Source organism: Streptomyces sp. NPDC002886, assembly GCF_042888445.1.
In the GTDB taxonomy this organism is placed as follows: domain Bacteria; phylum Actinomycetota; class Actinomycetes; order Streptomycetales; family Streptomycetaceae; genus Streptomyces.
This window is the reverse complement of record NZ_JBIAPV010000016.1, coordinates 1-23,385: the sequence shown is the minus strand read 5'-3', so window position 1 is coordinate 23,385 and position 23,385 is coordinate 1. Positions and strand designations below refer to the sequence as shown.

Genomic DNA, 23,385 nt, shown 5'->3' with positions numbered 1-23,385 from the left:
CTTCGGAGCCCGTACAACCCTTGTGCGGCGTCGTGGGTCTCCCCTTGTGTGGCGCCCGGTGCGCTTGATTTCGATCTTCGGCGGGGCACATCGCACCGCCCAGTACCAAACAGGGGGAATTCCATGAACTCGGTTGGACGTCGCGGGCTGGTCGCGGGAACCGCCCTCGTGGTGGCGGTAGGAGTCGCGGCGGGTTCGGCGTTCGCCGCCGATGCGCCCGCCGCGGCCGGTGCCGTACAGAAGGCCCAGCGGGCCGAGCAGCGGGCGCAGGGCACGCCGGCGAAGCGTGCCGGGGGGTCGGTGGAAACGCCCACCTTCCCGCTGTACGCGGTGAACAAGAAGAACGCCCAGCTCGACATGTTCTTCGCCGACCGCACAGGCGGCTTCGAGCCCGCGCACACCATCGACCTCGACTATTCGAGCTTCGACGACTTCATCAACGTGGACAACGACAAGAACGGCTACAGCGACGGTAGCTGGGACGCCGAAAAGAACGGGAAGCTGACCTACTCCTGGATCGACGACATCGAGAACGTCGCCAAGATCAAGCAGGTCGGGACCGGCTACCACATCTACGCCGGCAAGCTGCTCTCGCCGGGTCAGCTCGGCGGGGCCAAGGAAGCCGATCTACTGGGTGTCGACAAGGCGGGCGTGCTGTGGGAGTACCTCGGCTACCCGGGCGGGTCGCTCACGTCCCGGATCAAGATCGGCGCCGGCTGGGGCCAGTACTCCCAGATCGCCGGGCAGGGCGACCTGACCGGTGACGGCAAGGCCGACATCGTCGCCCGGGACGGCTACGGCGTGCTGTGGCTGTACCAGGGCACCGGCAACTACACCGCACCCTTCGCGCCGCGCACCAAGGTGGGGGCGGGCTGGAACATCTACGACCGACTGGTGTCGGTCGGTGACCTGGACGCGGACGGCACGACCGATCTCGTCGCGCGGAAGCCGAACGGGGAGCTGTACCGGTACTCGGGCACAGGAAACGCCTCGGCGCCGTTCCAGAAGCCGGTGAAGATCGGCGGCGGTTTCCAGGTCTACAACATCCTCTAGGGGCTGGGACCGGACAAGTCCTAGTTGTCGATCTGGGGGTTGATGTCGGGGTCCTCACGGGAGACGAGGTAGGTGCTGTTCGGCTGCCAGTCGCAGACCACGTAGGTGGTCACCGTGGGCTCGACCTTGATGATCTTGCCGTCCCGTGTGAGGACGGGGGTGTAAGTGACCTGGTAGATGAGCCGGTCCTCTTGCGGGCGGGCCAGTGACACCTTCATGTCCGCGGGTTGGCGGGTGACCCCTGGAGGGGGCACGTCGTGGACCGGCCGGCCGGTCTCGCGCTCGGGGTTGTCCGAGGTCATGTACGCCTCGGCGCGACGGTGTGGGGTGGTTGCGTCGGCGGCGGTGACCGTACGGCTGAGGGTCATGTAGGCGAGGGCGATCGCGTCCGGCGGGCCGGGAGCCTCCGGATCGGGGGTGCGGTCCGGGAGAGCGGCCAGGACCGGCACCGGCTTGGCGTCGCCTCCCGGGCTGTCCTGGTCGCAGCCGGTGACGAACAACGCGGCGACGGCGAGTACGGCGGCGGCCGCTCTGCGGGAGGCTGGGTGCGTCATCGGGTTCTCTTCTCCCCTTCCAGGTGGGTGACGTGTGCGAGTCGGGTCGTCTCGAGCTCGACAGGCGCTTCGCCGAGACGCTCTTCCAGGATTTCACCGGCAGGGAGGACTCACCTCATCCGATGCGGTGTTGTGATCCACCATCAGCCGAGCCATCCGGCGCAGCCGGTGTCTCTCCGCGTACCGGCACCGTCCGGCACCTTCTGGCAGCGGGCTGTCGTCGACTAGCGTGAGGCGGTGGACGATCTGCGCCTGTCTCACGAGCATCTGCCCGATGACGTCACGCACGTGGTGGCTGAGGGCAGGTTGGACGTCTTCACCCACCCTCTGTTCCGTGAGTGCTCCGCCGAACTCACCATCCTCGGACACGTGTGGCTGGTCATCGACCTGACCCGGGTCGAGTTCATGGACACGTCCGGCGTCGCCGTCCTCAACGGCGCGCGCAACCGGGCGTCCGCGCACGGCGGTGCGCTGGCGGTCGTCTGCCACGACGACGGCCGTGGCAAGCCCCACCGCATCATCCGGTTGAGCCGGTGGGGCCCCACCTACGACACCGTGGAGCGTGCGTTGGAGGTGCTGGCCCGGGCCCGCTCGGACTTCGAAGCCGACTGCTGAGCGCGGGGCGTCGTGCCGGGGACGCGGACGCCGCACCAGGTGAGACGAGCCGGTTCACCGTGCGCCACGGAGCAGGGCGACGGTGAAGATCCGCAACTCGCGCAACAGGCCCAAGACGTGCGTGTCCCGGGACGGACGGAAGGGAAGGACGAGCAGTGCGGGCAGGCACGCCGCCGTCACCAACAGGAGGACCGGCAGCAGCAGGACGGTCACGAGGACGGTGCGCAGCGTCGAGACGGTGGCTCGGGAGCTCAGGGACAGCAGCAGGGGGGTGAGCACGGGAACCTCCTGGTGGGTACGGGCGGCGTGCGTCGGTGACGAGCCGTGAGACCCACCGTGCGGCCCGGCCGGAAGGCCGGGACGGGTGGCGATCGGTGGCGACGGAAGGGCTCCGCGGCCTTGCTGTCGGCGGCCCGAAGGCGACCAGTGGCGATGAAAGGCGAGGAGTGACGAAGGGGCGAGAAGCGCGGGAACGGGGGACGGACGGGCGCGAGGGCCCGTCCGGAGGTGGTGACGGCCGCTCCCCCGCCACCCGGTCGGCCGTGCGCAGGCCGCGGCCGGTGCCCGTACCGCGCTTGCCGCCGGGGCCGTTGCGCACGCTCAAGCTGCGGCTGCACACGCTGTACCGGGCAGCCGGTGCGCCCTCCGTCGTGGGGATCGCCGAATGGGTCGCCCAGGACGACGAGTTGCCCGGCGCGCCCTCCAAGGACACGGTTCACCGGCTGCTCGGCAGTGCCCAGTTGGCCTCCCTTGAGGACACGGTCTCGGTGGCCGCCGTACTCGCCTCCGCGGCCGGTGAGGAACAGGCGGCCGTGGACACCGAGATCCGGGCCCTGTGGGTGCGGGCCGGGCTGGAGCGGGGGACGACGCTCCGCCCCGCGGCCCGCTGGGACCCACTGCGGCTCGGGGTGCATCCGGCACCGGACACGGACGGCTCCGGCGACGGACCCCTGCCCGTGTACCTGGAACGCCCGCACGACGTGACATTGCGCCGCCGCCTCGGGCATGCCGCACAGTCCGGGTCCACCGTGTTCGTCCTGCTCGTCGGCCGGTCGGCGACGGGAAAGACCCGGGCCGCCTGGGAGGGCGTACGGGAAGCACTGCCCGACTGGCCGGTGCTCTTCCCGTCCGACGCCCGCGAGTTGGCCGCGTGGACGGCGCAGAACGGCATCGACGGACGCACGGTGCTGTGGCTCGACGAAGCCCAGCGCTACCTGTCGGGGGCGAGCGGCGAGGAGGCCGCCCGCGCGGTGCTGCGGCTGATGGAGGAGGTCGCTCCGCTCGCGGTGGTGGGCACGATCTGGCCCGAGCACCTGCGGCGGCTGACCGAGGGCGGTCAGGACCGGTGGGGGCCCGGCCCCGAAGCGGGGCCGGGGGCTGGTGCGGGGGCTGGTGCGGGTGCGGGGCACCACGTCCGCGCCCTGCTCACCGGGCGTCATGTCGTCATCCACGTCCCGGACGCCCTGCCCGCCCGGCTGCCGGGGCTGACGGGTGCCGCGGCCCGGGATCCGCGGGTGGCCGCGGCGCTGCGGGCAGCGGGCTCCAGCGGACGGATGCTGCAGCACCTCACGTCCGGCCCCGCTCTGGTGGGACGTTGGGAGAGCGGCCCGGACCACTGGTTCAGCGCTGCCGAGTACGCCGTCCTGACCGCGGCCCTGGACGCACGGCGACTGGGCCACACGAGCGCGGTTCCGGCCCGGTTCCTCAGTGGGGCGGCGGCCGGGTACCTGGACGCGCGGGCCCGGGCCACGGCCGACCCGGGCTGGTTCACGGCGGCGGTGGAATCGCTGACCGCGGCGCACGCCGCCGTTCCGGCCGCGCTGATCGCCGAACGGCACCGGCCCGGGGTGGGCGCCCCAGACGGCTACCGGCCCGACGACTACCTCGACCAGCACGCCCGCCGCGTCCGGGCGCTCAGCGTGCCACCGGCCGGATTCTGGGAGGCGGCCCGCTGGGCGCGTACCGGAGACGACGCCCACGCCTTGGCCACGGCCGCGGCGGACCGGCGGCGGTACGGCGTCGCGCTGTCCCTCTACGAGCGGGCGGCGGAGCTCGGTTCGGGACGGGCCAGGGCTTCCTGGGCCGTACTCCTCGAGATCACCGACGGTCCCGGGGCTGCCGAGGCCGTCGCGGCCGGGGACCGGGGCGCGTGGGCGGCCCTGGGAGCGTCCCGTGAGGACGCGTCGGGCCCGGTCGCGGCCGAAGCCGCGTACGCGCGGGCCGCCGGGCTGGGTGACGCCTGGAGCTGGTCGGCACTGGCCCGGATCCGGGAGGGCGGCGACGGATCCGGGGACGCGGTCGCCGAGGTGGCCACTGCCGCCGGTCATACGGTGGTCTGGCGCGTGCTCGGCCGGATCCGGGAGGCACGTGGCGACCGGTCCGGGGGACGACGGGCGCTCGAACGGGCCGAGGCGCTGGGGGACGCCTGGGGAACGATGGGCCTGGCCCGGCTCGCGGAACGGGACGGCGACCGTGCCGAGGCGGTCCGCCACGCCGAGCGGGCCGCCGCGGCCGGGATGACGGCCGCGCACCCGCTCCTCGTACGGCTCCACTGGAACGGCGAGGACCGTGCGGCGGCTCAGGAGGCGGCGCGCCTCGGCGCCGCCGTGGGGGAAGCCGAGGGGTGGGCCGTCCTGGCCAGGCTGCAGGAGGCGGACGACGACCCGGCCGGGGCGGCGGCCGCGTACCGTGCGGCCGTCGGACTGGGGATGTCGACCGCCTGGTCACGGTTGGCCCTGATGGCCGAGCGGGCGGACGACCGGCCGGCGGCCGAGGAGTGGGCCGCCCTGGCGTCCCGAACCGGTGACGGCGATGCGTGGACGGCGCTCGCGGAGCTACGGCAGTCCCGGAGCGACCTGCCGGGCGCCGATCACGCGGCCCGTGAGGCCGCCCTCGTGGGTGGCGTGGAGGCGTGGACCGGCCTTGCCCGGGCGCGCGAACTGGAGGGGGCTCCGGACGCCGCGGAGTCGGCCGCCGAGCACGCCGCCGAGCACGGATCCCCGCTGGCCTGGGGCGCTCTGTCGCGGATGCGTGAACGCGCCGGGGACCGTCCGGGCTCCGGACGGGCCGTGCGGCGGGCGGTCGACCTGGGCGCGGTGGAGGCCTGGACGGCACTGGGCCGGGTGCGCGAGGACGGCGGCGACACGGCGGGCGCGGAGCGCTGTTACCTGCGCGGGGCGGCGGCCGGTGACACGGCCGCGCTCGCGGCGCTCGGACCGCTTCTGGCGGGCTCCGGACGCATGGCCGAGGCGCGGGAGGCCTACGGGCGCGCCGTCGACGCGGGTCATACCGAGGCATGGGAGGGCCTGTTGTCGGCCCTCGCCACGCTCCCGCCGCGCCCGACCGGCGTCCGCTCGACGCACGACCTCCGCCGCTTCGGCCTGCCGGTCACGGCGGAGGCGTCCGGCCCCGGCGGCTCCGGAAGCGGGAGTCCCGGCTTCGTTTGACGCCCGGCTGCGCTCTCTCGGCACCGTGTCGGTGCGCCACCTGCACGGATACGCGAAGGAGTCCCGAACGGGGAGCCCGTCATTGGTCTGGAAGGCCTACGGCAACCTCGTCGGCGGAGGGGCCGCTCCGCTCGGCCCGCGCGTGGGCGACGGCGTACGGCAGCCCGGGCAGCAGCAGGACCGGAGTCGGCAGACCGCGAGGATCTGCTCGCTCGTCAGTGCTTCCCCCGTGGGTTCCGTGCCGGTCATGATGCGGCCCGCCTGCCCGGTGAAGGCGAGCCGGTCGCTCCGGCCGCCGCTCAGTTCGGTGTGGCCCGGCCAGGAGCGTGCACCACGTCAAGCACGCGAACGGGATGTAGAGCAACGCCCTCTCGCCCCCGGCCGGACGGTCGGGGGCGAGAGGGGCCGAACCGAGGGGCGGCCGGGGCGAGGGGTCAGCGGCGCTGGTAGTCCTGGCGGAGGGCTTCCAGGATGTCGGCGGCCTCGGTGAGACCGGCGGCGCGGCAGCGGGTGGCCGCCGTGGTGAGGCGGCCGACGGCCTCCTGGAAGTGGCCGAGGCCCTTGCCTTCGATCAGAGCGGCCATCCGTACCGCTTCGGCGCGCGGCACCTCGCCCTGCTCGCCGCCCTCCTCGTGGGCCGCGATGGCCGCCTCCGCCTGGGGCAGGGCCTCCTCGTAGCGCTCGGCCTCCGCCAGGACACAGGCCCGGCGGTAGTGCACGGTGCCGCGCTCGTACCAGTGCGCGAAGTCCTCGGCGTCCTGGGGCACTCCGGCGCGGACCGCGTCCGCCCGCACGAGGTGCTCCAGCGCCGCGTCCAGGCCTTCGGCTCCCCTGGCCGACACGGTGAGACGCGCGAACTGGCCCATCATGTGGATAATCAGCGACGGGTTCGGCGCCTCGGCGTGCGAGGCGACCGCGCGCTCGTACGCCGCGTTCGCCGCGTCCCACCGGTCGGCCATCGCCAGCGTGACGGCCGCTTCCGCCGCCACCAGGGTGTGGACCGCGCGGTCGTCTTCCCATGCGGCGACGGTGTCCGCCAGCCGCAGGAACTCCTCCGCCGCGGGCAGGTGTTCACCGAGATCCCGCAGGCCGCGGCCCAGGGACAGGCGGGCCTGGGCGAAGGCCCGTTCGTTGTCCGGGGAGGGGGCCTCGTCCGCCAGGAGGGATTCGAGGACCGCGACGGCGTCCTCCGGCCGGCCGCCGCGCCCCAGGACGTCCGCGAGCTGGAGGCGTACGTCGGTGGCTTCGGCTTGGCTCCCGTCCTGGTCGAACAGTGCGGCCGCCTCGGAGAGATGACGTACGGCGCCGCTCAGGTCCCCGAGGTGCGAGGCCGCGTGGCCGAGCAGGGAGTAGGTGGGGGCCAGCGCGAAGTCCGTGTCGTCGTACCGGGCCGCGTCGGCGAGCGCGCGGTGCAGGAGCTCCGCCGCCTCGTCCGGCTCGCCCTTGGACAGCAGGAACTGCGCGAGCAGCGCGCGCGGGCGCGTACCCCGCCAGGGCCGCGCGGAGGCCTCCACGGCGTCCAGGGCCGCGCGCAGCAGTTCCTCGGCCGCGTCCGTGTCGCCGCCGCGGCCGGACAGGTCCGCGGTGAGCTGCAGCGCGTTGGCCACGTGGTGGGGTACGGACAGCCGCTCCGCCTCGGCGCGCAGCGTACGTGCCCGCTCCCGGAACCGCGCCGCGCCGGCCCCCTCGGTCTCCGGCAGGTCCCGCAGCGCTTCCTGGTAGGCGGCGAAGACATCGGAGTAGCGCACGGCGAGGTACTCCAGCGCGGTCTCCTCCGTCAGCGGGGCCTCGGCCGCGAGGCGCTCGGCTTCGGCCACGACCTCGTCGAGGTCCGCGCGGGCCGCGTCGTGGTCCGCGTCGTCGGAATCGTTCCGCCAGGCCAGGGAGCGGGAACGCGCGGACAGCGCGTGCCAGGGCATCCCCAGGCCCTCGTACAGTTCGGCCGCCCGCTTCAGTTCGACGACGCTCTCCTCGTCGCGTTCCTTCCCGGCGAGCTTGTAGGCCCGCTGGTCGGCGAGCTCTGCCATCAGGAGATCCCGCGGGCCGAGCTCTTCGTCGTGGGCGGCGCTGCCGTCCTCCAGTCGTGCCTCGATGCGCTCCCAGAGCCTGTTCTCCCCGGGGTGCCCCGCCGCGGCCAGCCGGCGCGCCTCGCGGACCAGGGTGGGGAAGTCCTGGGAAAGGTCCGCTCCGGCGGTGGGCGTCACGGTGGCGGCCGCGGACGTCACCGTGACGGCCGCGGAAGGACGCGTGACCCGAGTGCGCAGGCCGAGCGGCAGCGGCTCGTCGAGGAGCGGGCGCCCCGCGAGACGGGTCCGGAACCGGTCCCCCACGGCGCTGGTGGCGTTGCGCGCGTCGAACGCCGCCGCGATGCGGCCGGCTTCGGAGCGTACGTGGGCGAGGAGAGCCTCGGCGGTCCAGTCGCGCCCGGGCGGCCCGGCGACGGCGGTGTCGGCGTGTCCGTCCTCGACGAGGCGGGTGAGCAGCACCCCCGCTCCGGTGAGGAAGCCGAGGTGGGCCAGTGGTGCGCCGGTCGCCTCGAACAGCGGGCGGTTCTCCGCGAGGATCTCCAGCCCGCGCCCCTCGTTGCGGGAGAGGGCGCAGAACTCCAGGTGGAGGCCGACCTCCTCCTGCGTGCCGGTGTTCCCGCGAACCCGGCGGTAGCCGCTGAGGTGGTGGGAGCGGGCTTCGTCCGCGCGGCCCGAGCGCAGCAGCGGCAGGAGCGCGCGCGACCGGCTCAGCTGGGGCTCCTCGGTGCAGCCGGTCTCCCCGTCGAGGACCGGACCCCAGATCTCCAGCGCCCCGCCGAGGTCACCGGACTCCACTTGGTGCTGGGCGAGGTGCCGTATCTCGCAGGCCTCGCAGTCGCTCAGCTCGGTACGGGGGCGCGTGGCCCACAGGTCGTAGGCATCGGCGAGGCCGGTGCCCGTGTGGTGGGCGATGTGGTAGCGCATCGCCGCGACCGGCTGCATGCCGTGGTCGGCCGCCGCGTAGCGGCCGCGCATCGTCTCGAGCCAGCCGTGGATCGCGGCCAGAGGTACTTCCGGCACCTGCAGGAGGGAGGTCGCCACCCACTTGAAGCGCCAGAAGACCTGATGGGCCTCCCACTGGCTGAAGGTGCCGGGGTCGGTGTCCCACAGCTTGAGCAGCCGGGCGAAGACCACGGGCGACTTGCGGTGCTCGCCGGTGAACTCGTACGAGCTCATCAGCTCCAGCAGGGCCGTGACGAGGGTGTCGGGCTCGTCGAGGAGCTCCGCCGCGTCGACGATCTCCTCGGCGGTCACGGTGCGGTGCAGGCCGTGCGGTCGGTCGTGGTTCTCGCGGAGGGCCTCGACCACGGCCTCGGGGGTGTCCAGCATCTACAGTTCCTTCCGCGGCTCGGAGCCGGGTGCCGCCGTACCGCTGTGGTGCATGGCGTGGGTGAGCAGGCCGATGAAGGCCCTGTTCAGCAGGGCGCTCTCGCTGGCCCGGAGCGGGCGGCGGCTGAGCAGCAGCGCCTGGCCGTAGAGGGCTTCGGCGGTCGTGACGGCCAGTCCGCGCTCGGCGATGGTGATCGCCTGGCGTACCAGCGGGTTGAGGTGGTTCAGCACGAGCTGGGCCCGGGGGGCCTCGCTGCGCAGGGAGCCGAGGATGTCCGCCCACACTCCGTCGCTGTCGGCGGCCAGGCTCGACCTGGTCCGCTCGTGGCGTGCTTCCCGGTTGTCGAGGAGCAGGGCGGACGCCGTGACGGGCTGGAAGTCGCGCAGGACGACGTCGCAGTCGTGGACGCCGACGGTCTCCCGGGCGATGGAGAGGAAGGCCGCCGCACGCAGTTCGGCGGAGGGGTCGACGGCGTCGAGGTGGGCGGTGACGGTGGCCGGATCGAGGTCGGTGACGGACGTGCCGGGCCGGATCTCCGGCAGGCGCAGCACGAGGTCGCGGTCGTAGGTGTAGCCGCCGTTGACGACGCCAAGTCCGGCCGCCGCGGCGATGGGCGCGACCTGGCGGAACTCCTCGACGCTGCGCGTGACCAGGAGGGTCGGGTGGGTGCGCGCGAACTCCTCCAGCGTGACGTTGCCGTCGGTGGTCTCGAACGGCAGCCACGGCAGGACGATGCGCAGCAGCTCGTCGTCGTAGCGGGCGAGCGCCTTCACGGCGAGGTGGTGCGTTTCGATAAAGCGGTGCAGGAGGGAGGGGTCGCTGGCGGCGAGCCCGGTGAGCCATTCGCGGATCCGGTCGCCCAGGGCGTCCCGTACGGCGGACAGCGTGCCGTCCTCGTACAGGGATTCCCGCGAGGCGGTCGGCCGCAGACTGCTGGTGTCGACGACGCAGCGGACGAAGAAGGCCCATTCCGGGAGCAGTTCGGGCGCCTGGTCCGTGAGCAGCATGCCCTTGAGGTGGACGCGGTGGCCGGCCCGCTGCGCGGGGCTCATGGCCGTGGGCAGGACGTACGCGACACCGCGCAGCCCGGCCGCCGGCAGATCGAGGTCGATGGCATCGAGCGGGGTGAAGTCGAACAGCTTCCGGCAGTAGGCGGTCATCGCCTCGCGGCGGGCCAGCGGGGAGCGGTGGGTCTGCTCCCAAGGGGGTGTCTCGTTGGCCTTGTGGGTCTCCCCGCGCGGTCCGACGACGGTGACTTCGTGGCGCAGGAGGCCGCCGTAGTGCCTGGCCAGTGAGACGACCCGCTCGGGGCTGGTCCACTCGGCGTTGTCGGCGCGCGGGGTGAGGCGCACGGTGGTGCCCGGCTCCGGCATCGCCGAGGCGGGCAGGGTACGGATGGTGTAGCGGCCGTCAGAGTGTCCGCGCCATTCGACGGCGGGCGCCGAGGGGTCGGCCGCCGTGCGGCTGAGCACCGTGATCTCGTCGGCGACGACGAAGCAGGCGAGCAGTCCGATGCCGAACTGACCGATGAAGTCCCCGCGCGCGGCGTCGAGTCCCGCACCGTCCAGGGCTCCGTCGGGGGTCCGCTTGGAGCTGCGGCCGATGGTGGCGAGGAACCGGTGCACGTCGGCCTCGGTCAGACCGATGCCGGTGTCCGTGACGGTGAGGGTCTCGCCGGTGCGCACCGTGATGGTCGCCGGTGAGCCGGGCGCTACGGCCTGGCGTGCGGTGATGGCGTCCACGGCGTTCTGCAGCAGCTCGCGCAGGTAGACGCGGGGGCTGGAGTAGAGGTGGTGGGAGAGCAGGTCGACGAGGCCGCGAAGGTCGACCTGGAAGGTGTGGGACGTCTCGGAATCGGGCACCTGGCGGAATCTTTCGGTGGGGCCCCGCCCGCGCCGTGGGCGACGCGGACGGGAAGGTTGCGGGAAGGGGTGCGTGGCGCGGGCCTGCGGGACCGAGCGTCCGGCGTCTCCACGCGCGGGGCCGGACCGGGACCACAAGCCGTCATAGCGCGCGGTCGGGAACCGGAGCACGGGCCGTCAGGGCGCGGGCCGTTCGGAGCCCGCGTCACCGCGCGGTCGCGGCGCTGGGCCGGGCCGGGCCTGGAGTGACCGTGCCGTGGGTGACCGTGCCGGCTTTCGGGGGTACGGAGGCGTACGGCGGTGGTCGGCGGCTCGGCGTGCTCAGCCGCCGGTGGAGGAACGATGCTTCCGGTAGGCCGCGGCGGGGTCGGAGCCGTTGATGTAGTACCAGGGGAACTCGGTGACCCGACCGTCGGTGGCACGGAAACACTCCGCTGCCCCCTCGCGGTCCCCCGCGATCGAGAAGGCCATCGCGAAGGTGTTGAGGATCTGCGCCCACCCGGCCCGGGCGACGAAGTCCGGATGCCGGAAGGAATGGTCGGCGGCCTCCCGCAGCGACGCCGCGACCTCGGGCCTCCGCATGTACGCGGCGTCCGGTCCGGAGTCGAGGGAGAGCCACTGTTCGATGTGCGCGATGGCCACGAGCTGGCCCAGCTGCGTGCCGGCGGGCGCGCCGAACGCGGAGTCCCGGGCGAAGGCGTGCATCTCCTCGTGCGAGCCGCCCCACTTCTCGCAGACCTGCTGCAACTGCTGCTGGTGCGCTCCCAGGTGCTGCGGGTCACGGCGTACGGTCGCCTCGAAGCGGCGGCGTGCGACGGTCGACCCGACCTGGAGGCCGCGGCCGGTGACCTGGAGGCCGTACCAGGGCGAGGTCCACCTCGGTTCGCGCTCGGCCGCCTCGTACAACCACTGCTCGGCGGTGCGCAGACGCTCGTGGAACACGTCGAACTGCTGGCTCGAGACCTCCGAGGCCCGGGCGCCGGTCCGGGCTTCCCATCCCCAGCTGATGTGACGGATCCCCGCCACGAGCCGGGCCAGCGGCGCGTTCTGGTCCGCTTCGAGGACCGGGACGATCCACCGCTCCACCCCGGCGGTATCACCGACGGCCCACAGCAGTTCGGTCCGGTCGTCGCTCTCGGAACGTGCTTCGAGCACCTCGCGCACGGCGGTCCAGTCCGCGGCCGCGGCGGCCGCGCGCACGCGCCGTACGTCTGGATCGCCCGAGTCCTCCTGGACCCGCGCGACGGGCTTGCCGGCCCATTTCCCCAGCGTAAGCCCCCATTGACGGAGCAACGCCATGTCCCCACCCCTTGCCGTATCCACACAGGGAGAGCATGGATCACCCTCCATGAGAGAAGTGATTATCACGCCCGCCCGACGATCGCACATTTGTTTACGCGAAGACCCGGCCCGCGGCCGGACGCCGGGTCCCGCGGACCATCCGTCAGCGCGCCATGCCGAGATCCCGCGCCGCCGCGGCCGGGCGGCTCCGGGACAGCCGCACGGCCCGGCCCCGAGCCGTGTCGAACGCCATGACCGGGTTCCCCTCCTTGCGCCAGGGGTCGGCTCCGCACCACGGTCCGATCGCGCGGAACTGGCGGAGAGCGGGCGCGTACATCATCGACTGGAGCATGTAGTGCGCCAGCAGGTGGCGCAGCAGCGGCAGGCGCTCGTCGTCGGGCGCGACCTGGTCGAACGACGCGGCGATCCGCTTCAGCGTGCTCCTCGTCATGGGCGTGACGGGCAGCGCGACGGCGGAGGACCGGTCGGCGAGTTCATTCAGTGCGTGCAGGTAGATCCCGGCGAGCGGGCTGCCGGACGGGGCCTTGCGGACCGCCTGGCGGGCGAACCGCATCATCTGCCGGTTGCTGCCGTACCACTTGGCACACCAGTACTGGAGGGCCTGCCAGTGCCCCTCGTAGTGGTGGGGCGCGCGGGCGGCGAGTTCCTGCCAGAGCGGCTTGAACTGCGAGGGGTTGTACTGGGCTCCCCGCGCCGCTGTGATCATGACGACCCAGGGGCCCGGGTTCGCGGGGTCGAGCAGCGCGGCCTTGCGGGCCTCCTCGATCGCAGCCGGGAGCATGGCGCGGAAGCGCTTCATGTCCTCGTGCGGGACCGCGTGGGCGAAGGCGCTGCCCCGGATCTCCCAGGCGCGGTGGACCATGAGGCTCGCGTGGAGGGTCATCGCGTCACAGTCGGCCGGCTCGGCGGCGCGCCAGGCGTCGAGCCAGTCGCTGTCCCGCCGGGCGACGTGCTGCAGGAGCTCCAGCCGCTCCCAGCGCTCGTCCCAGTCCTCTCCCGCGGCCCGCACGTACCGTTCGGCCGCCTTCCAGTCACCTTGCCACGCCGCGTCGGCGACAGCCTGCCTCTCCTGCGTTCGGTGTTCCGGCGCGGGCGGACCGGGGCGCCGGTTGTCGAGGGCTTCACGCGGCGGGAGGCCGTAGGCGGATGCCACGAAGTGTCTTTCGGCCCAGCGGTCGGCAGCGCCGGGAGCGATGGAGAGGAGGAGCCCGACGAGAAACACGCCGAGCAGAACGGCGAGGAAGATGGTCACGGCCGGGATCATTCCCGAAGTGATCACTCTCCGCAATAGCTCAGGCCATGGATAAGCCGAGGTCAGAGCGGGCGTAGCGGCACAACACCCGACACGGCACGCAACGCGACGACACCGCGCCGCCGATGAGCGAGCTCCACGAAGCGACGGGCCGACTCCCCCGCACCGGGCCCCTCCGGCGACCGATGCTCCGGCAACTGCGCCAGGGGCAATCGTGTTCGGGGCTGCGGTCCGGGATGCGATCGTTTCCCGCATGGCCGACACCGACGAAGCAGACACCGACGTTGAGCACGCCGTCATCGCGCGCTACCGACTGGCCGATGAAGGCTTCGGCGAGCCCCGCCAACGGGAGGCCGTCCGCGAGGCCGAGACCCTGCTGACCGAGGCGATCGAGCAGGCCGAGGTCGGAGAGTTCGACGGAAACGAGTACGGGGGCGGCGAGGTGGTGCTCTATACCTACGGACCGGACGCCGACGCGCTCTTCGCGGTGATGGCCCCCATCCTCCACGGCCTCCCGTACCGCCCGGCCCATGTCATCCTGCGCTACGGATCAGTCGATGACCCATCGGCCGCCGAGCACCGCGTCGACCTCTGACCAGACGAGTCACCAGCACCGGCCGGCCACCGACCGGAGTGTGCACTCGGTGGACGGCCGAACCCTGAGACGTCTTCCTTGCTCGCAGGTGGAGCGCACCAGGTGCCTTTCCGCGTGTCGTCGCCACCCCGTACTCTCCCGCTGATCAGGAAGCACACGGGGTGCACGACCAAGCGGGGGCAGTACATGACATACCGGCGCGCGGCCATACCGGCATTGGCCGGGGGGCTGCTCCTGGCGGCGCTCCTGTGGTGGGCGGGGGCGAGCGCGGCGGCACTGCATCTGCCGGGCAGCAGCCGCGTCCTCGGCATCGATACCGCCGCCGAGCTCGAACACTGGCTCGCCCCCTGGTCGTACGATCCCCCCGGTGCGGACGGTGCGGACAGCGCAGTCGTCGGCGGCGGTTACGCGGTCGGGAGCGGCGACTCGTCCCGGTACCTCTCGCTGTACGAGACCGCGGTCCAGATCCGGTTCGGTGCGGTATTCGCTCTCTTCGTGCTCGGGGCGCTGCTCCTGGTCCGCAGGCTGCCGCCGCTGCGCGGCCGCGTGTGGGCGACGCTGCTCGCCGTGTGGGCCTGGGGGCTGGTGGCCGGGATGCTGGGGCGGGCCGTCTCCGCGCCCTGGCTGATCGCCGGGCAAGGGCACGGAAGCTACCGCTTCCTCCCCCAGATCGCGAGTGTGATCGCCTCCGGAGCCCAGGTCTTGGTGGTGACCGCCCTGCTGGCGGCGGCGGTCACGGTGCTCCTGGCGCGGGTCACCGCCAAGGGCGCGGGCCCGCTGCCACAGGCTGTCGTACCGGCGCGTGCGGCCCGGCTGGCCGCCACCGTCGGAACCTCGTTGATCGCCGTGTCGCTGGTGGTCCTGTCGTACCACCCGGTCGCCGCCGCCATCCAGGAGGCCTCCACGGCCTCCGGGCTGCTGTCCGATCCCGGCGACCTCCTGCGGCTGTGGCTGCTGCTCGGTGCATGGGCGGGTCCGGAGGGCGGGTCGATCGGCAGCTGGCTCCTGAACCGCGTCCCCGACGTGGTGTTGCTCGCCGTGGTGTGGGGGGCCCTGCGCAGGCTGCCGGGGCTGCTCACCCGAGTCACTGTCCCGGCCATGGCAGTGGGCGCGGTGTGCGCGACCGTCCTGGGTCTGGTGGCGAGCCAGTTGCTGCAGGTCCTCATGGAGGCGGCCGACTCGGGCGCGCCCTGGGGGGCTCCGCGCCTGTTCGCCGCCCTCGGCAGTGGCGTTCCGGCCGCCCTGACCTGGGGTCTGGTGGCGGGAGTCGCGGCCGCCATGACCCTGCGGGTGGTGACGGACCGGAGTGGCCGGACGGGCCGGACGGAGGACGCCTGACCCTCCTGGGTCCGCACCGGGTGGCGGGCGGCCGGCCCGCTGGTGCAAGGCGGCCGTCGACCGGATCGCCGTGGTCCACGACGAGTACTTCTACGGCGGCGCGGGGTCACGGCCGGAATGTGGAGAGGAATGCCCTGGTCGCGGGTGTCGGGTTGAAGCCGCTCCAGACGAGGTATTCGACGCGGCTCGGCCCGTCGGTGAGTGGGAGGGCGCGGACCGACGGGTTGCCACGGGCGACGGCGGCGGGGAGGAGGGCGACCGCCAGGTCTCGGCCCACGATGCGCGTCATGAGGTCGACGGACATCATTTCGTAGGCGACTTCGCGCTCCAACTCCGCTGCTTCGAAGGCCCGGTCGCTCTGCGCCCGGCCCGGGGAGCCCGCCGGGAAGTCGGCGAAGGGAGAAGTGGCGAGTTGGTGGAGGCTGACCCGGTCGTGGTCCGCGAGTTCGTGCGTGGGTGAGACCACGGCGACGAGTTGTTCCCGGGCCAGTTCCAGTGCGGCGACGCCCCGGGGCTCGTGGCCGGCGGGCAGCCCGAGGAAGGCCACGTCCAGGTCGCCGGCGGCGATCTCGGCCGTCATGGCGTCGCTGGCGCCGACGTTCAGGCCCACGCGCACCTGAGGATGCCGCTCCCGGAACCGCTGGAGCACCTCGGCGATGTCGACCGCGACCACCGTGGGAACGGTCCCGATCAGCAGCCGGCCGCGGACCTCGCCCACCGCCGCGGCCGCGTCGGTCACGGCCCGCTCGGCGGCCTCCAGACACTGCCGCGCGCCGACCAGGAAGGCTTCGCCGGCCGGTGTGAGCTCGACCCGCCGGCTGGTCCGGGCGAACAGCTTCGCCCCCAGCTCGCGCTCCAGGTTGCCGATCTGACGGCTCAACGCCGATTGGGCGACGAAGCAACGCGCCGCGGCCCGGGTGAAGTTCCGGGTCTCCGCGACGGCGACGACGTACCGGAGCTGTCGGAGTTCCACGCGATCCATCTTCCTCCGCGATCGGTTCGATGCCAATCATGTGTTGGACGCATGGATCACGGCGGGCCGAAACTGCCCGCATGACCCCTTTCCCGCCCCGGAAGCAGATCCCTTCGCCCGCGCCCACCGCACGCTCCGCCCGGGTGCGGCGCCGGGCCGGCGGCACGGTCGCACTGATCGCCACCACCGCGCTCGCGCCCGCCGCTTGGGGGACGACGTACGCGGTGACGACCGAACTCCTGCCGCCGGGGCACCCGTTGTTCGCCGCTCTCCTGCGGTCGCTGCCCGGCGGGTTGCTGCTCGCGCTGGTCGCCCGCGTCCTGCCGCGCGGCGCGTGGTGGGGGAAGGCGGCGGTGCTCGGCACCCTCAACATCAGCGCCGTCTACGCGTTCCTGTTCGTGGCCGCCGAGTTGCTTCCCGGCGGCGTCGCGGGAACCCTCGCCGCCGTCCAGCCGATCATGGTCGCGGGGCTGGCGGTGGTGGTGCTGCGGGAACGGGCCTCGGCCTGGCGGATCGGCTGGGGAGTCGCCGGAGTGGCCGGGGTGGGGCTCGTGATCCTCGGACCGAACGCGCGGCTCGACGGGGTCGGAGTCCTCGCGGGGCTCGCCGGGGCGGGGTCGATGGCGCTGGGGATCGTCCTCACCAAGCACTGGGGGCGTCCCGCCGGAGTCGGCCCGGCGGCGCTCGCCGGCTGGCAGCTCACGGCCGGCGGACTCGTCCTGCTTCCGCTCGCCGCCGTCTTCGAAGGGGCTCCCCCGCACCTCGACGGGTCCGCGGTGGCCGGCTACCTGTGGCTCGGCACCGTGGGCGGCTTCATCGCCCACGTGCTGTGGTTCCGCGGCCTCGGGCGCCTTCCGGTCACCGCGACGGCCATGCTCGTCCTGCTGTCACCGCTCGTCGCGGCGGTCATCGGCGCGGTGCTGCTCGGCGAGGCCTTCACCGCGGGCCAACTCGCCGGATTCGGCCTCGCCTTGGCCGCGCTCGTGGCGGGCCAGCTGAGCCCGGGCCGGCGGCGGCCACCCATCGGTGGCGGCACAAGGGCATCAGCGTCGCCATCACCATCGGGATCGCCATCGGTACCCGCATCGGCCCCTCCCGGGCCGCGCTCGGGAGAGTCCGGGCGGCCCGTCCAGATGGCGCCCGGATCGACGTGATCCCGGACAGCCCGCACGCCCTGGCGAGCAGGGATTGGCTGGGGCCGCAGAGCCCGCCGCTGGACACCCATGTTCCTTTCGCGCTGAGCCGGAAGAGGCCGGGCGGACCCGTGAAGTTCCTCTACGCGGACCGTGACGCGGGACCGGCCGGGCTGGTGCAAGTGCTGGAGGCGTGCGGCGCGCTGCTGGTCGCCATGGTGCGTACGGCGTCGCCCCGGGTCCGCGCCCACCATGCGGCCGGGGTGTCGGACCCCGAGGGCTTCGCGGCGATGGGGGTGGTGGAGACCCTGGTCCCCCTGCACGACGTGGCGGAAGGCTTCGGGCTCGCCTGACCCTCGTCCCACCGCGTGGCGCTGGGCCAGCACGCAGCGGCCATCGGCGCGGGCGGCTGTCAGTACCCTGACGCGGTGATGACCAACACCCCCTTGTCTAGGGCGATGAGAGGGACCGCCCGCCCGCCGCTGCTCCCTCTGCCGGATCGTGTCGCCGACCTTCTCTCGGAGCTGGGAAGCCCACCACGGCTGGGAGCTCACCTGCGCGCCGTCCATGACGTCGCGCACCAGCTGGTCGACTGGGTGGAACGGCACGCCCCCGCCGTGGTCTTCGACCGCGAGGCGGTGCTCTTCGGGGCGGCCACGCATGACGTGGGAAAGACGGTGCACCTCGCCGAACTCTCCGGGCCCGGATCGGCGCACGAGGAGGCCGGGCAAGCCCTTCTGATCGGCCACGGGTTCAGTCCGGAGCTGGCGCGCTTCGCCGCCACTCACGCGTCATGGACGGACGCGCGGGCCGGCCTGGATGACCTGGTGGTGAGCCTCGCCGACAAGATCTGGAAGAACAAGCGCGTCCCCGACCTGGAAGACCTCGTCGTGGCACGCCTGGCCCGAGCGACCGGGCGAGCGTCATGGGAGGAGTTCATGGCGCTCGACGAGGTTCTCACTCGCATCGGCGACGCGGCTGACCATCGTCTGGCGTTCCAGGCGTCCTTCCCGATCCACACCTGAAGGCACGGGGCCGCTGGGTCGCTCCGGCTCGGTTCACTTCGATTGACGGACTCGGATGTGCGGGCGACAGCGGCGCGGGTGGCCGCGCCGTCCCCCGATTCGCCCGAGGCCCGAGGCCCGGCGCCTGGCCCGGGCGCGGAGCGCGCCGTGGCCGACGTCCTCGCCTGCGCCCGAAGCCCCCGGTCTCGGCGGGTCAGCGGGCCAGGGAGACGGCGAAGGGCTTGAACCCGTGTCGGCGCAGGATGTGGGGCACGACCAGGATCATGGCCTCGGTGGCGCGGGCCGTTGTGATGCCCCCGAGGTCCTCGATGCGTTCGGGCTGCCAACCGAGGTCGGCGAGGAGGCCGGTGACGGTTGCCTTCGCGTGCTGGTCGTTGCCCGAGAGGTAGGCGGTCGGTGGGGTGGCCAGGATTTCGGGGGCGGTCATGACCATGAAGAGCATGGTGTTCAGGGTCTTGACCACGCGGGTGTCGGGGAGCGCGGCCTGGAGCTTCTCGGCGAGGCTGCTGCCGGGGTAGCACAGGTCCCCGGGCAGGCCGTCACCGTCGCTGCGGGTGGCGTTGGAGACGTCGACGAGGATCTTGCCGGCCAGTTCGGTGCGCAGGTCGGCGAGGCGGTCCAGGGAACTGTCGCCGGGCGTCGCGTTGATCACGATCTCCGAGGTGAGGGCCGTGGTGCGCTGATCGGCGAAGGCGATCCGCGGGGCGAGCCCGTCGGTGTGCGCGGTGGTGTGGGAGGTGGCGTCTTCGGAGCCGCGGCCGCCGAGGGTGACGTGGTGCCCGGCTGCGGAGAGCTTGCGGGCGAGGTTGGTGCCGACGCGGCCGGCGCCCAGGATGCCGATGCTGGTCATGGGGGCATGCTCCTTGCGGTATCAGGGGGGTGGGGTGGGTGGAAGTGCGGATGCCGCAGGTCAGACGATCGGCGCGAGGACCTTCAAGGCCGCGGCGTGGATGCCGGGCGCGGACGCCAGGAAGTCGCTGCTGGCGGTGGTCCAGGGTTCGCCCGCCAGGTCGGTGACAGTGCCTCCGGCCTCGGAGACGAGCAGGGCGCCGGCGACCAGGCCGGAGCGGACGTCGGAGAACTGCCAGAACGCGTCCATGCGTCCGGCGGCGACGTGGATGAGCTGCATCGTGGCGGGAACGGACACGCGTACGACCAGGCCGTTGATGAGCATGGCGGTCACGGAGTCACCGATCCGCCGGAAGGTGCGCTCGTCCTCGCCGGGCTTGGCCTGGCCGGTGCCGATGAGTGCGGCGCCCAGGTCGGTCTTGGCCGACACCTTCAGGGGCCGGTCGCCCAGATGGGCACCGCCCCCGGCGACCGCGGTGTAGGTGTCGCCGGTCAGCGGCAGGTGGACGACGGTGAGTACGGGCCGGTTGTCGCTGACCAGGGTGGCGGTGACGGCCCAGTCGTCCATCCCGTGGACGTGGTTGATGTTGCCCTCGGCGGGGTCGACCACCCACCACTCGCCGGGCGGAAGCGCGCCGCCGGCCAGCTCGTCCTCGGCCCACCGGGAACCCGGGCGGGCCCGCAGCAGCGGCTCCCGCAGCACCTCCAGCACCGCGTCGTCGTTGGCGTGGATCTCGCCCACGACCTCGTCGAGGCTCACGCCACGGGCTTGGGTGGTGTAGCGGTCGCGCAGCGTGACGCCGGCCGTCTTCACCACGGCGGTCACGTCGGACAGCAGCGTCGTACCGGCGGCGAAAGGCATGGCTGTGCTCATGGCGGACTCCCTGGGGATCTGTGGAGATCTACGCGATCTACGGAGATCTGTAGATGTCTGGAGAAGCGGGGCGGTTGTCTCGCCCGCACTTCGAAGGTAGGCCGCCCGATCGTTAACAACAAGTGCATGCTTGTCACTTGTAGAGTTACTGCCATGCAACTGGATTTGAACCTGCTCACGGCCTTGGACGCCCTGCTGGAAGAGGGCAGCGTCGCCGGCGCGGCAGCACGCCTCCACGTCACCTCACCGGCGATGAGCCGCTCCCTGGGCCGGATCCGGAAGGCCACCGGGGACCAGATCCTGGTCCGCACCGGCCGCAGCATGGTCCCCACCACCCGCGCACTGGCCATGCGCGCCGAGGTCCACGCCCTCGTACAGCAGGCCCACCGGCTTCTCTCCGCGCAGCGGGAACTCGATCTGGCGGCTCTGGAAAGGGTGTTCACCGTGCGGTGGCACGATGCCCTGACCGCGGCGTCCGGCACCGCCCTGATCACCGCCGTCCACCGCCAGGCCCCCGGCGTGCGGCTGCGCATGTCCGCCGAACCCGGGACGGACGACGCCGAGCTGCGCCGGGGTGAGGTCGACCTCGAATCGAGCTCCAGCCCCCCGACGCTCCCCGACATACGCCACCGCCTCGTCGGCACGGACCGGCTCGTCGTCGCCGTCCGGCCGGGTCACCCGCTCACCACGGGCCCGCTGAGCCTCGAGCGCTACGCCGCCGCCGACCACCTCACCGTTTCGCGACGCGGAAGCCTCCGCGACCCGATCGACGACGCTCTGACCGCACGCGGCCTCGAACGTCGCGTCGTCGCCGCCGGGCCCACCGCCGCCTTCGCCCTGAGACTGGCCCTCGACACCGACCTGGTCGTCACCCTCCCCGACGCGGTGACCCGTACGGCCCGGGAGCGACTCGGCCTGGTCGCCCTGGTGCCGCCGCTCCCGCTGCCCGACGTACCCCTGTACCTGTTGTGGCACCAGCGCTACGACGACGACCGCGCCCACACCTGGCTGCGCGAGCTGGCCACCGAGACCGTCCAGGCACTTTTCGCGCCACCCACCGCCTCACCCTCCAACCCTCCGCACTCGCCGCACTCGCCGCGATCTTCGCCATGATGCGGCAGGCCCCGATCGGCAAGAGCCTCCGGCGCCGGCCTGACTTCAGACGGTGATCTGCGGATGTGCGGGGCTGAGGTAGTGGACGGCGCTCTGGGTGGAGTGCCCGGCAAGCAGGTCCCGCAGTTCGGCGGCGGCGGTCTCGAGGAGGTGGCCGTCGCGGATGGCGTGCAGGGTTTCGAGGGCGAAGGCGACGTGAGTGGAGTCTTCGGTGACGCGGGTGCGGTGGGCGTCACGGTGGTTCCAGTGACGGGTGAGGACGTCGGTGGTGTCGATGTAGATGATCTCCCCGGCCTTGGCGTTCTCGACCGTGCCGACCTCGCCGAGCGGGGTGAAGGCCTCGCCGCCGTCGGCGTAGCGGAGTTCGACGTCGCCGGTGACGCGGTCGAGGTCGAAGGCGCCGGCCGGCAGGCCATGGCGGACGGAGACGGCGTTGTAGGAGTCGACGGCCGGGTTGATCCGAGGCAGGGAGCCCTTCTTCGCCAGACGTCGGCCGAGGGCGTCGACGCTGGGGCGGATGCGGCGGGGGTTCGTGCCGAAGGAGCGGTAGGCGGTGTGCCATGCCTCGATGCGCGGGTCCGTCTCGTCGGCGGGGGCCCAGGTGCCGGCGGCGAGCTGCCGCTCCAGGTCTTCCTGGGCGGCGGCCGTAGCGGGCCAGGCCTCGCGACCGCGCAGGCCGGTGGCGGTGACGACGGCGATGAGGGTGTCGGGGAAGGCGTCGGCCACGGCGGTGGTGAGGCGGATGGTGGTCATCGGGAGGGGATTTCCGTTCGTGGAGGGGGTGGCCGGTGTGACGGTCGCAGGACACCGCGCGGCCGACCACCGGCGGGCCGAGGCCGCCGTCGGCGGGTGCCTGGTGCGGGGAGACCGGCCGCACCGGGCAGACCGCCACCCTCGACGCCTCGCGGCTCGGGTCCCTGCCACCCGTTTCGGCTGGTCAGTCCGTGTCCACGACCTTTACGGCGACCGGGGTTCCGGCCTCCACCGTGCGGCTGACCGTGCAGAGCTTGTCGTGGGAGGTCTTCACCGCGCGAGGCAGGATCGCACGGGCCCGGTCCCCGGTCTCGCCCGCCGGGAAGCGGACCGTGAAGGCTGCTTCCAGGTCCGTCAGGCGGTTGCCGTCGGCGTCTTCGGCCTTGTGCCCGTGGACGGCGACGGAGAACTCGGTGGGTTCGGCGTGCCGGCTGGTGGCGACGTCCACATCGGCCGCGGAGCAGCCACCGATCGCGGCGAGGAAGAGTTCGACGGGGGTGAAGCCCCCGCCCGATCCGGTGCCGAAGGTGATCGTTTCACCGCGGGAGTTGGTCGCGGTGAACATGCCCGGACCGGTCCGCTCGACGGTGACGGAGCGCAGGGAGTCAGATGTCATGACAGTGACGTTAGCCTCGCGGCCCCGTCCCTACCGCGCCGCACTCGGCCACCCACCTCACCACCTCTACCAAAATTGGTGAATTCGTGAAGAATGGGTAAATGATGACCGTTCTGGTGACGGGTGTGACGGATGGCGCCGAGCTGGAAGCCCTCCGTACGTGCATTCACACGGGGCCGCACTTCCGCATCGTCGCCCACACCCACGAAGCCGACGTCGCACTGGCCCAGGCCCGCGTGCTCCTGCCGGACATCGCCGTGGTCACCCTCCACCGTCCGGACGCCCGGGGAGAACGCGACCGCCGGACCCTCGTTCACGCCCTTCGCTCCTTCGACCCTCCCACGGGGATCATCCTGCGCCGCGACCCGCACGAGGCGGCCGAGGCGATCGGCCCGGGACTCGAGCCGGTCCAAGGGGCCATCCACGAGGTCCGTCGTGGAGATCTCGACGCCCTCCACCATGCCCTGGTCACCATCGGGCGCCGCCGAGCCAGCTGCAACATCGACCCCGCGGTGCACTGACCGTCCGGGCAGCGCGTCCGGCGAGGGCGGAGTACGCATGCGAAAACGCTCGGCCGGAATGTCCGGCCGAGCGTTTCGTGTCCCCGCGTTCCGCTGGTGGTTTAGTACCAGTGGTGGTTCTGCCAGAAGGTCCAGGCGCCGGCGGGGCTGCCGT

Annotated in this window: 20 protein-coding genes and 1 pseudogene; 10 read left to right on the top strand and 11 right to left on the bottom strand. The window is 72.8% G+C overall.

The window, feature by feature from the left end:
* The first annotated feature begins 123 nt into the window (after window positions 1–123).
* Window positions 124–1,053 carry an FG-GAP repeat domain-containing protein gene (locus tag ACFYYB_RS39885; RefSeq protein ID WP_389443201.1) on the top strand — a complete coding sequence of 310 codons (930 nt, stop codon included), beginning with the start codon at window positions 124–126 and terminating at the stop codon, window positions 1,051–1,053.
* A 20-nt stretch (window positions 1,054–1,073) separates the two neighbouring features.
* Here ACFYYB_RS39885 and ACFYYB_RS39880 read toward each other — a convergent pair whose 3' ends face one another.
* Window positions 1,074–1,607, bottom strand: coding sequence for a hypothetical protein (locus ACFYYB_RS39880; RefSeq protein WP_389443199.1), 534 nt, complete (start codon window positions 1,605–1,607; stop codon window positions 1,074–1,076).
* A gap of 237 nt (window positions 1,608–1,844) precedes the next feature.
* Between ACFYYB_RS39880 and ACFYYB_RS39875 the strand changes: the two genes are divergently transcribed.
* A complete protein-coding gene (locus ACFYYB_RS39875) occupies window positions 1,845–2,222 on the top strand; it encodes an STAS domain-containing protein (protein ID WP_389443197.1) in 378 nt (125 codons plus the stop codon).
* Between the two features lie 54 nt (window positions 2,223–2,276).
* On the opposite strand, the gene ACFYYB_RS39870 is transcribed toward ACFYYB_RS39875, so the two are convergent.
* Window positions 2,277–2,501, bottom strand: a complete 225-nt coding sequence (locus tag ACFYYB_RS39870) for a hypothetical protein (protein ID WP_389443195.1) — start codon at window positions 2,499–2,501, stop codon at window positions 2,277–2,279.
* 281 nt (window positions 2,502–2,782) lie between these two features.
* Between ACFYYB_RS39870 and ACFYYB_RS39865 the strand changes: the two genes are divergently transcribed.
* Window positions 2,783–5,668, top strand: coding sequence for a hypothetical protein (locus ACFYYB_RS39865; RefSeq protein ID WP_389443193.1), 2,886 nt, complete (start codon window positions 2,783–2,785; stop codon window positions 5,666–5,668).
* Between the two features lie 434 nt (window positions 5,669–6,102).
* Here ACFYYB_RS39865 and ACFYYB_RS39860 read toward each other — a convergent pair whose 3' ends face one another.
* The 4 genes from ACFYYB_RS39860 to ACFYYB_RS39845 all read right to left on the bottom strand — a co-directional run bounded on the left by ACFYYB_RS39860 (window position 6,103) and on the right by ACFYYB_RS39845 (window position 13,441).
* Entirely contained in the window at window positions 6,103–9,024 is a 2,922-nt protein-coding gene (locus tag ACFYYB_RS39860; protein ID WP_389443191.1) for a hypothetical protein, read from the bottom strand.
* A complete protein-coding gene (locus ACFYYB_RS39855; RefSeq protein ID WP_389443189.1) occupies window positions 9,025–10,887 on the bottom strand; it encodes an HSP90 family protein in 1,863 nt (620 codons plus the stop codon).
* 321 nt (window positions 10,888–11,208) lie between these two features.
* Complete coding sequence (locus tag ACFYYB_RS39850; protein WP_389443187.1) at window positions 11,209–12,186, bottom strand: hypothetical protein; 978 nt, start codon at window positions 12,184–12,186, stop codon at window positions 11,209–11,211.
* 145 nt (window positions 12,187–12,331) lie between these two features.
* Complete coding sequence (locus tag ACFYYB_RS39845; RefSeq protein ID WP_389443185.1) at window positions 12,332–13,441, bottom strand: hypothetical protein; 1,110 nt, start codon at window positions 13,439–13,441, stop codon at window positions 12,332–12,334.
* A 253-nt stretch (window positions 13,442–13,694) separates the two neighbouring features.
* On the opposite strand from ACFYYB_RS39845, the gene ACFYYB_RS39840 reads away from it, so the two are divergent.
* On the top strand, window positions 13,695–14,036 hold the full coding sequence (locus ACFYYB_RS39840) for a hypothetical protein (protein ID WP_389443183.1): 342 nt from the start codon (window positions 13,695–13,697) through the stop codon (window positions 14,034–14,036).
* Between the two features lie 186 nt (window positions 14,037–14,222).
* On the top strand, window positions 14,223–15,374 hold the full coding sequence (locus tag ACFYYB_RS39835; protein WP_389443181.1) for a hypothetical protein: 1,152 nt from the start codon (window positions 14,223–14,225) through the stop codon (window positions 15,372–15,374).
* Window positions 15,375–15,480: 106 nt separating this feature from the next.
* Here the strand turns inward: ACFYYB_RS39835 and ACFYYB_RS39830 are convergent, their stop codons facing one another.
* Window positions 15,481–16,347, bottom strand: a complete 867-nt coding sequence (locus tag ACFYYB_RS39830; RefSeq protein ID WP_389443179.1) for a LysR substrate-binding domain-containing protein — start codon at window positions 16,345–16,347, stop codon at window positions 15,481–15,483.
* 80 nt (window positions 16,348–16,427) lie between these two features.
* On the opposite strand from ACFYYB_RS39830, the gene ACFYYB_RS39825 reads away from it, so the two are divergent.
* The 3 genes and pseudogenes from ACFYYB_RS39825 (at window position 16,428) to ACFYYB_RS39815 (ending at window position 18,505) form a co-directional block, all read left to right on the top strand.
* Window positions 16,428–17,501 carry an EamA family transporter gene (locus tag ACFYYB_RS39825; protein WP_389443177.1) on the top strand — a complete coding sequence of 358 codons (1,074 nt, stop codon included), beginning with the start codon at window positions 16,428–16,430 and terminating at the stop codon, window positions 17,499–17,501.
* A gap of 38 nt (window positions 17,502–17,539) precedes the next feature.
* Window positions 17,540–17,827: pseudogene (locus tag ACFYYB_RS39820) on the top strand (hypothetical protein); the annotation flags it as partial.
* Window positions 17,828–17,911: 84 nt separating this feature from the next.
* Window positions 17,912–18,505 carry a phosphohydrolase gene (locus tag ACFYYB_RS39815; protein ID WP_389443323.1) on the top strand — a complete coding sequence of 198 codons (594 nt, stop codon included), beginning with the start codon at window positions 17,912–17,914 and terminating at the stop codon, window positions 18,503–18,505.
* A gap of 193 nt (window positions 18,506–18,698) precedes the next feature.
* Here the strand turns inward: ACFYYB_RS39815 and ACFYYB_RS39810 are convergent, their stop codons facing one another.
* Both ACFYYB_RS39810 and ACFYYB_RS39805 read right to left on the bottom strand, forming a co-directional pair.
* A complete protein-coding gene (locus tag ACFYYB_RS39810; RefSeq protein WP_389443175.1) occupies window positions 18,699–19,355 on the bottom strand; it encodes an NADPH-dependent F420 reductase in 657 nt (218 codons plus the stop codon).
* A gap of 60 nt (window positions 19,356–19,415) precedes the next feature.
* Window positions 19,416–20,228, bottom strand: a complete 813-nt coding sequence (locus ACFYYB_RS39805) for an inositol monophosphatase family protein (RefSeq protein ID WP_389443173.1) — start codon at window positions 20,226–20,228, stop codon at window positions 19,416–19,418.
* Window positions 20,229–20,381: 153 nt separating this feature from the next.
* Here ACFYYB_RS39805 and ACFYYB_RS39800 point away from each other — a divergent pair, with 153 nt between their 5' ends.
* The gene (locus ACFYYB_RS39800; RefSeq protein WP_389443171.1) at window positions 20,382–21,341 is read left to right on the top strand and encodes a LysR substrate-binding domain-containing protein; all 960 of its coding nucleotides are present in this window, start codon (window positions 20,382–20,384) and stop codon (window positions 21,339–21,341) included.
* A 45-nt stretch (window positions 21,342–21,386) separates the two neighbouring features.
* Here the strand turns inward: ACFYYB_RS39800 and ACFYYB_RS39795 are convergent, their stop codons facing one another.
* Window positions 21,387–22,094: a B3/4 domain-containing protein gene (locus ACFYYB_RS39795; RefSeq protein WP_389443169.1), complete on the bottom strand. Its 708-nt coding sequence runs from the start codon at window positions 22,092–22,094 to the stop codon at window positions 21,387–21,389.
* A 184-nt stretch (window positions 22,095–22,278) separates the two neighbouring features.
* Window positions 22,279–22,710, bottom strand: a complete 432-nt coding sequence (locus tag ACFYYB_RS39790) for an OsmC family protein (RefSeq protein ID WP_389443167.1) — start codon at window positions 22,708–22,710, stop codon at window positions 22,279–22,281.
* A 101-nt stretch (window positions 22,711–22,811) separates the two neighbouring features.
* On the opposite strand from ACFYYB_RS39790, the gene ACFYYB_RS39785 reads away from it, so the two are divergent.
* Window positions 22,812–23,231 carry a hypothetical protein gene (locus ACFYYB_RS39785; protein WP_389443165.1) on the top strand — a complete coding sequence of 140 codons (420 nt, stop codon included), beginning with the start codon at window positions 22,812–22,814 and terminating at the stop codon, window positions 23,229–23,231.
* Window positions 23,232–23,385: the final 154 nt, after the last annotated feature.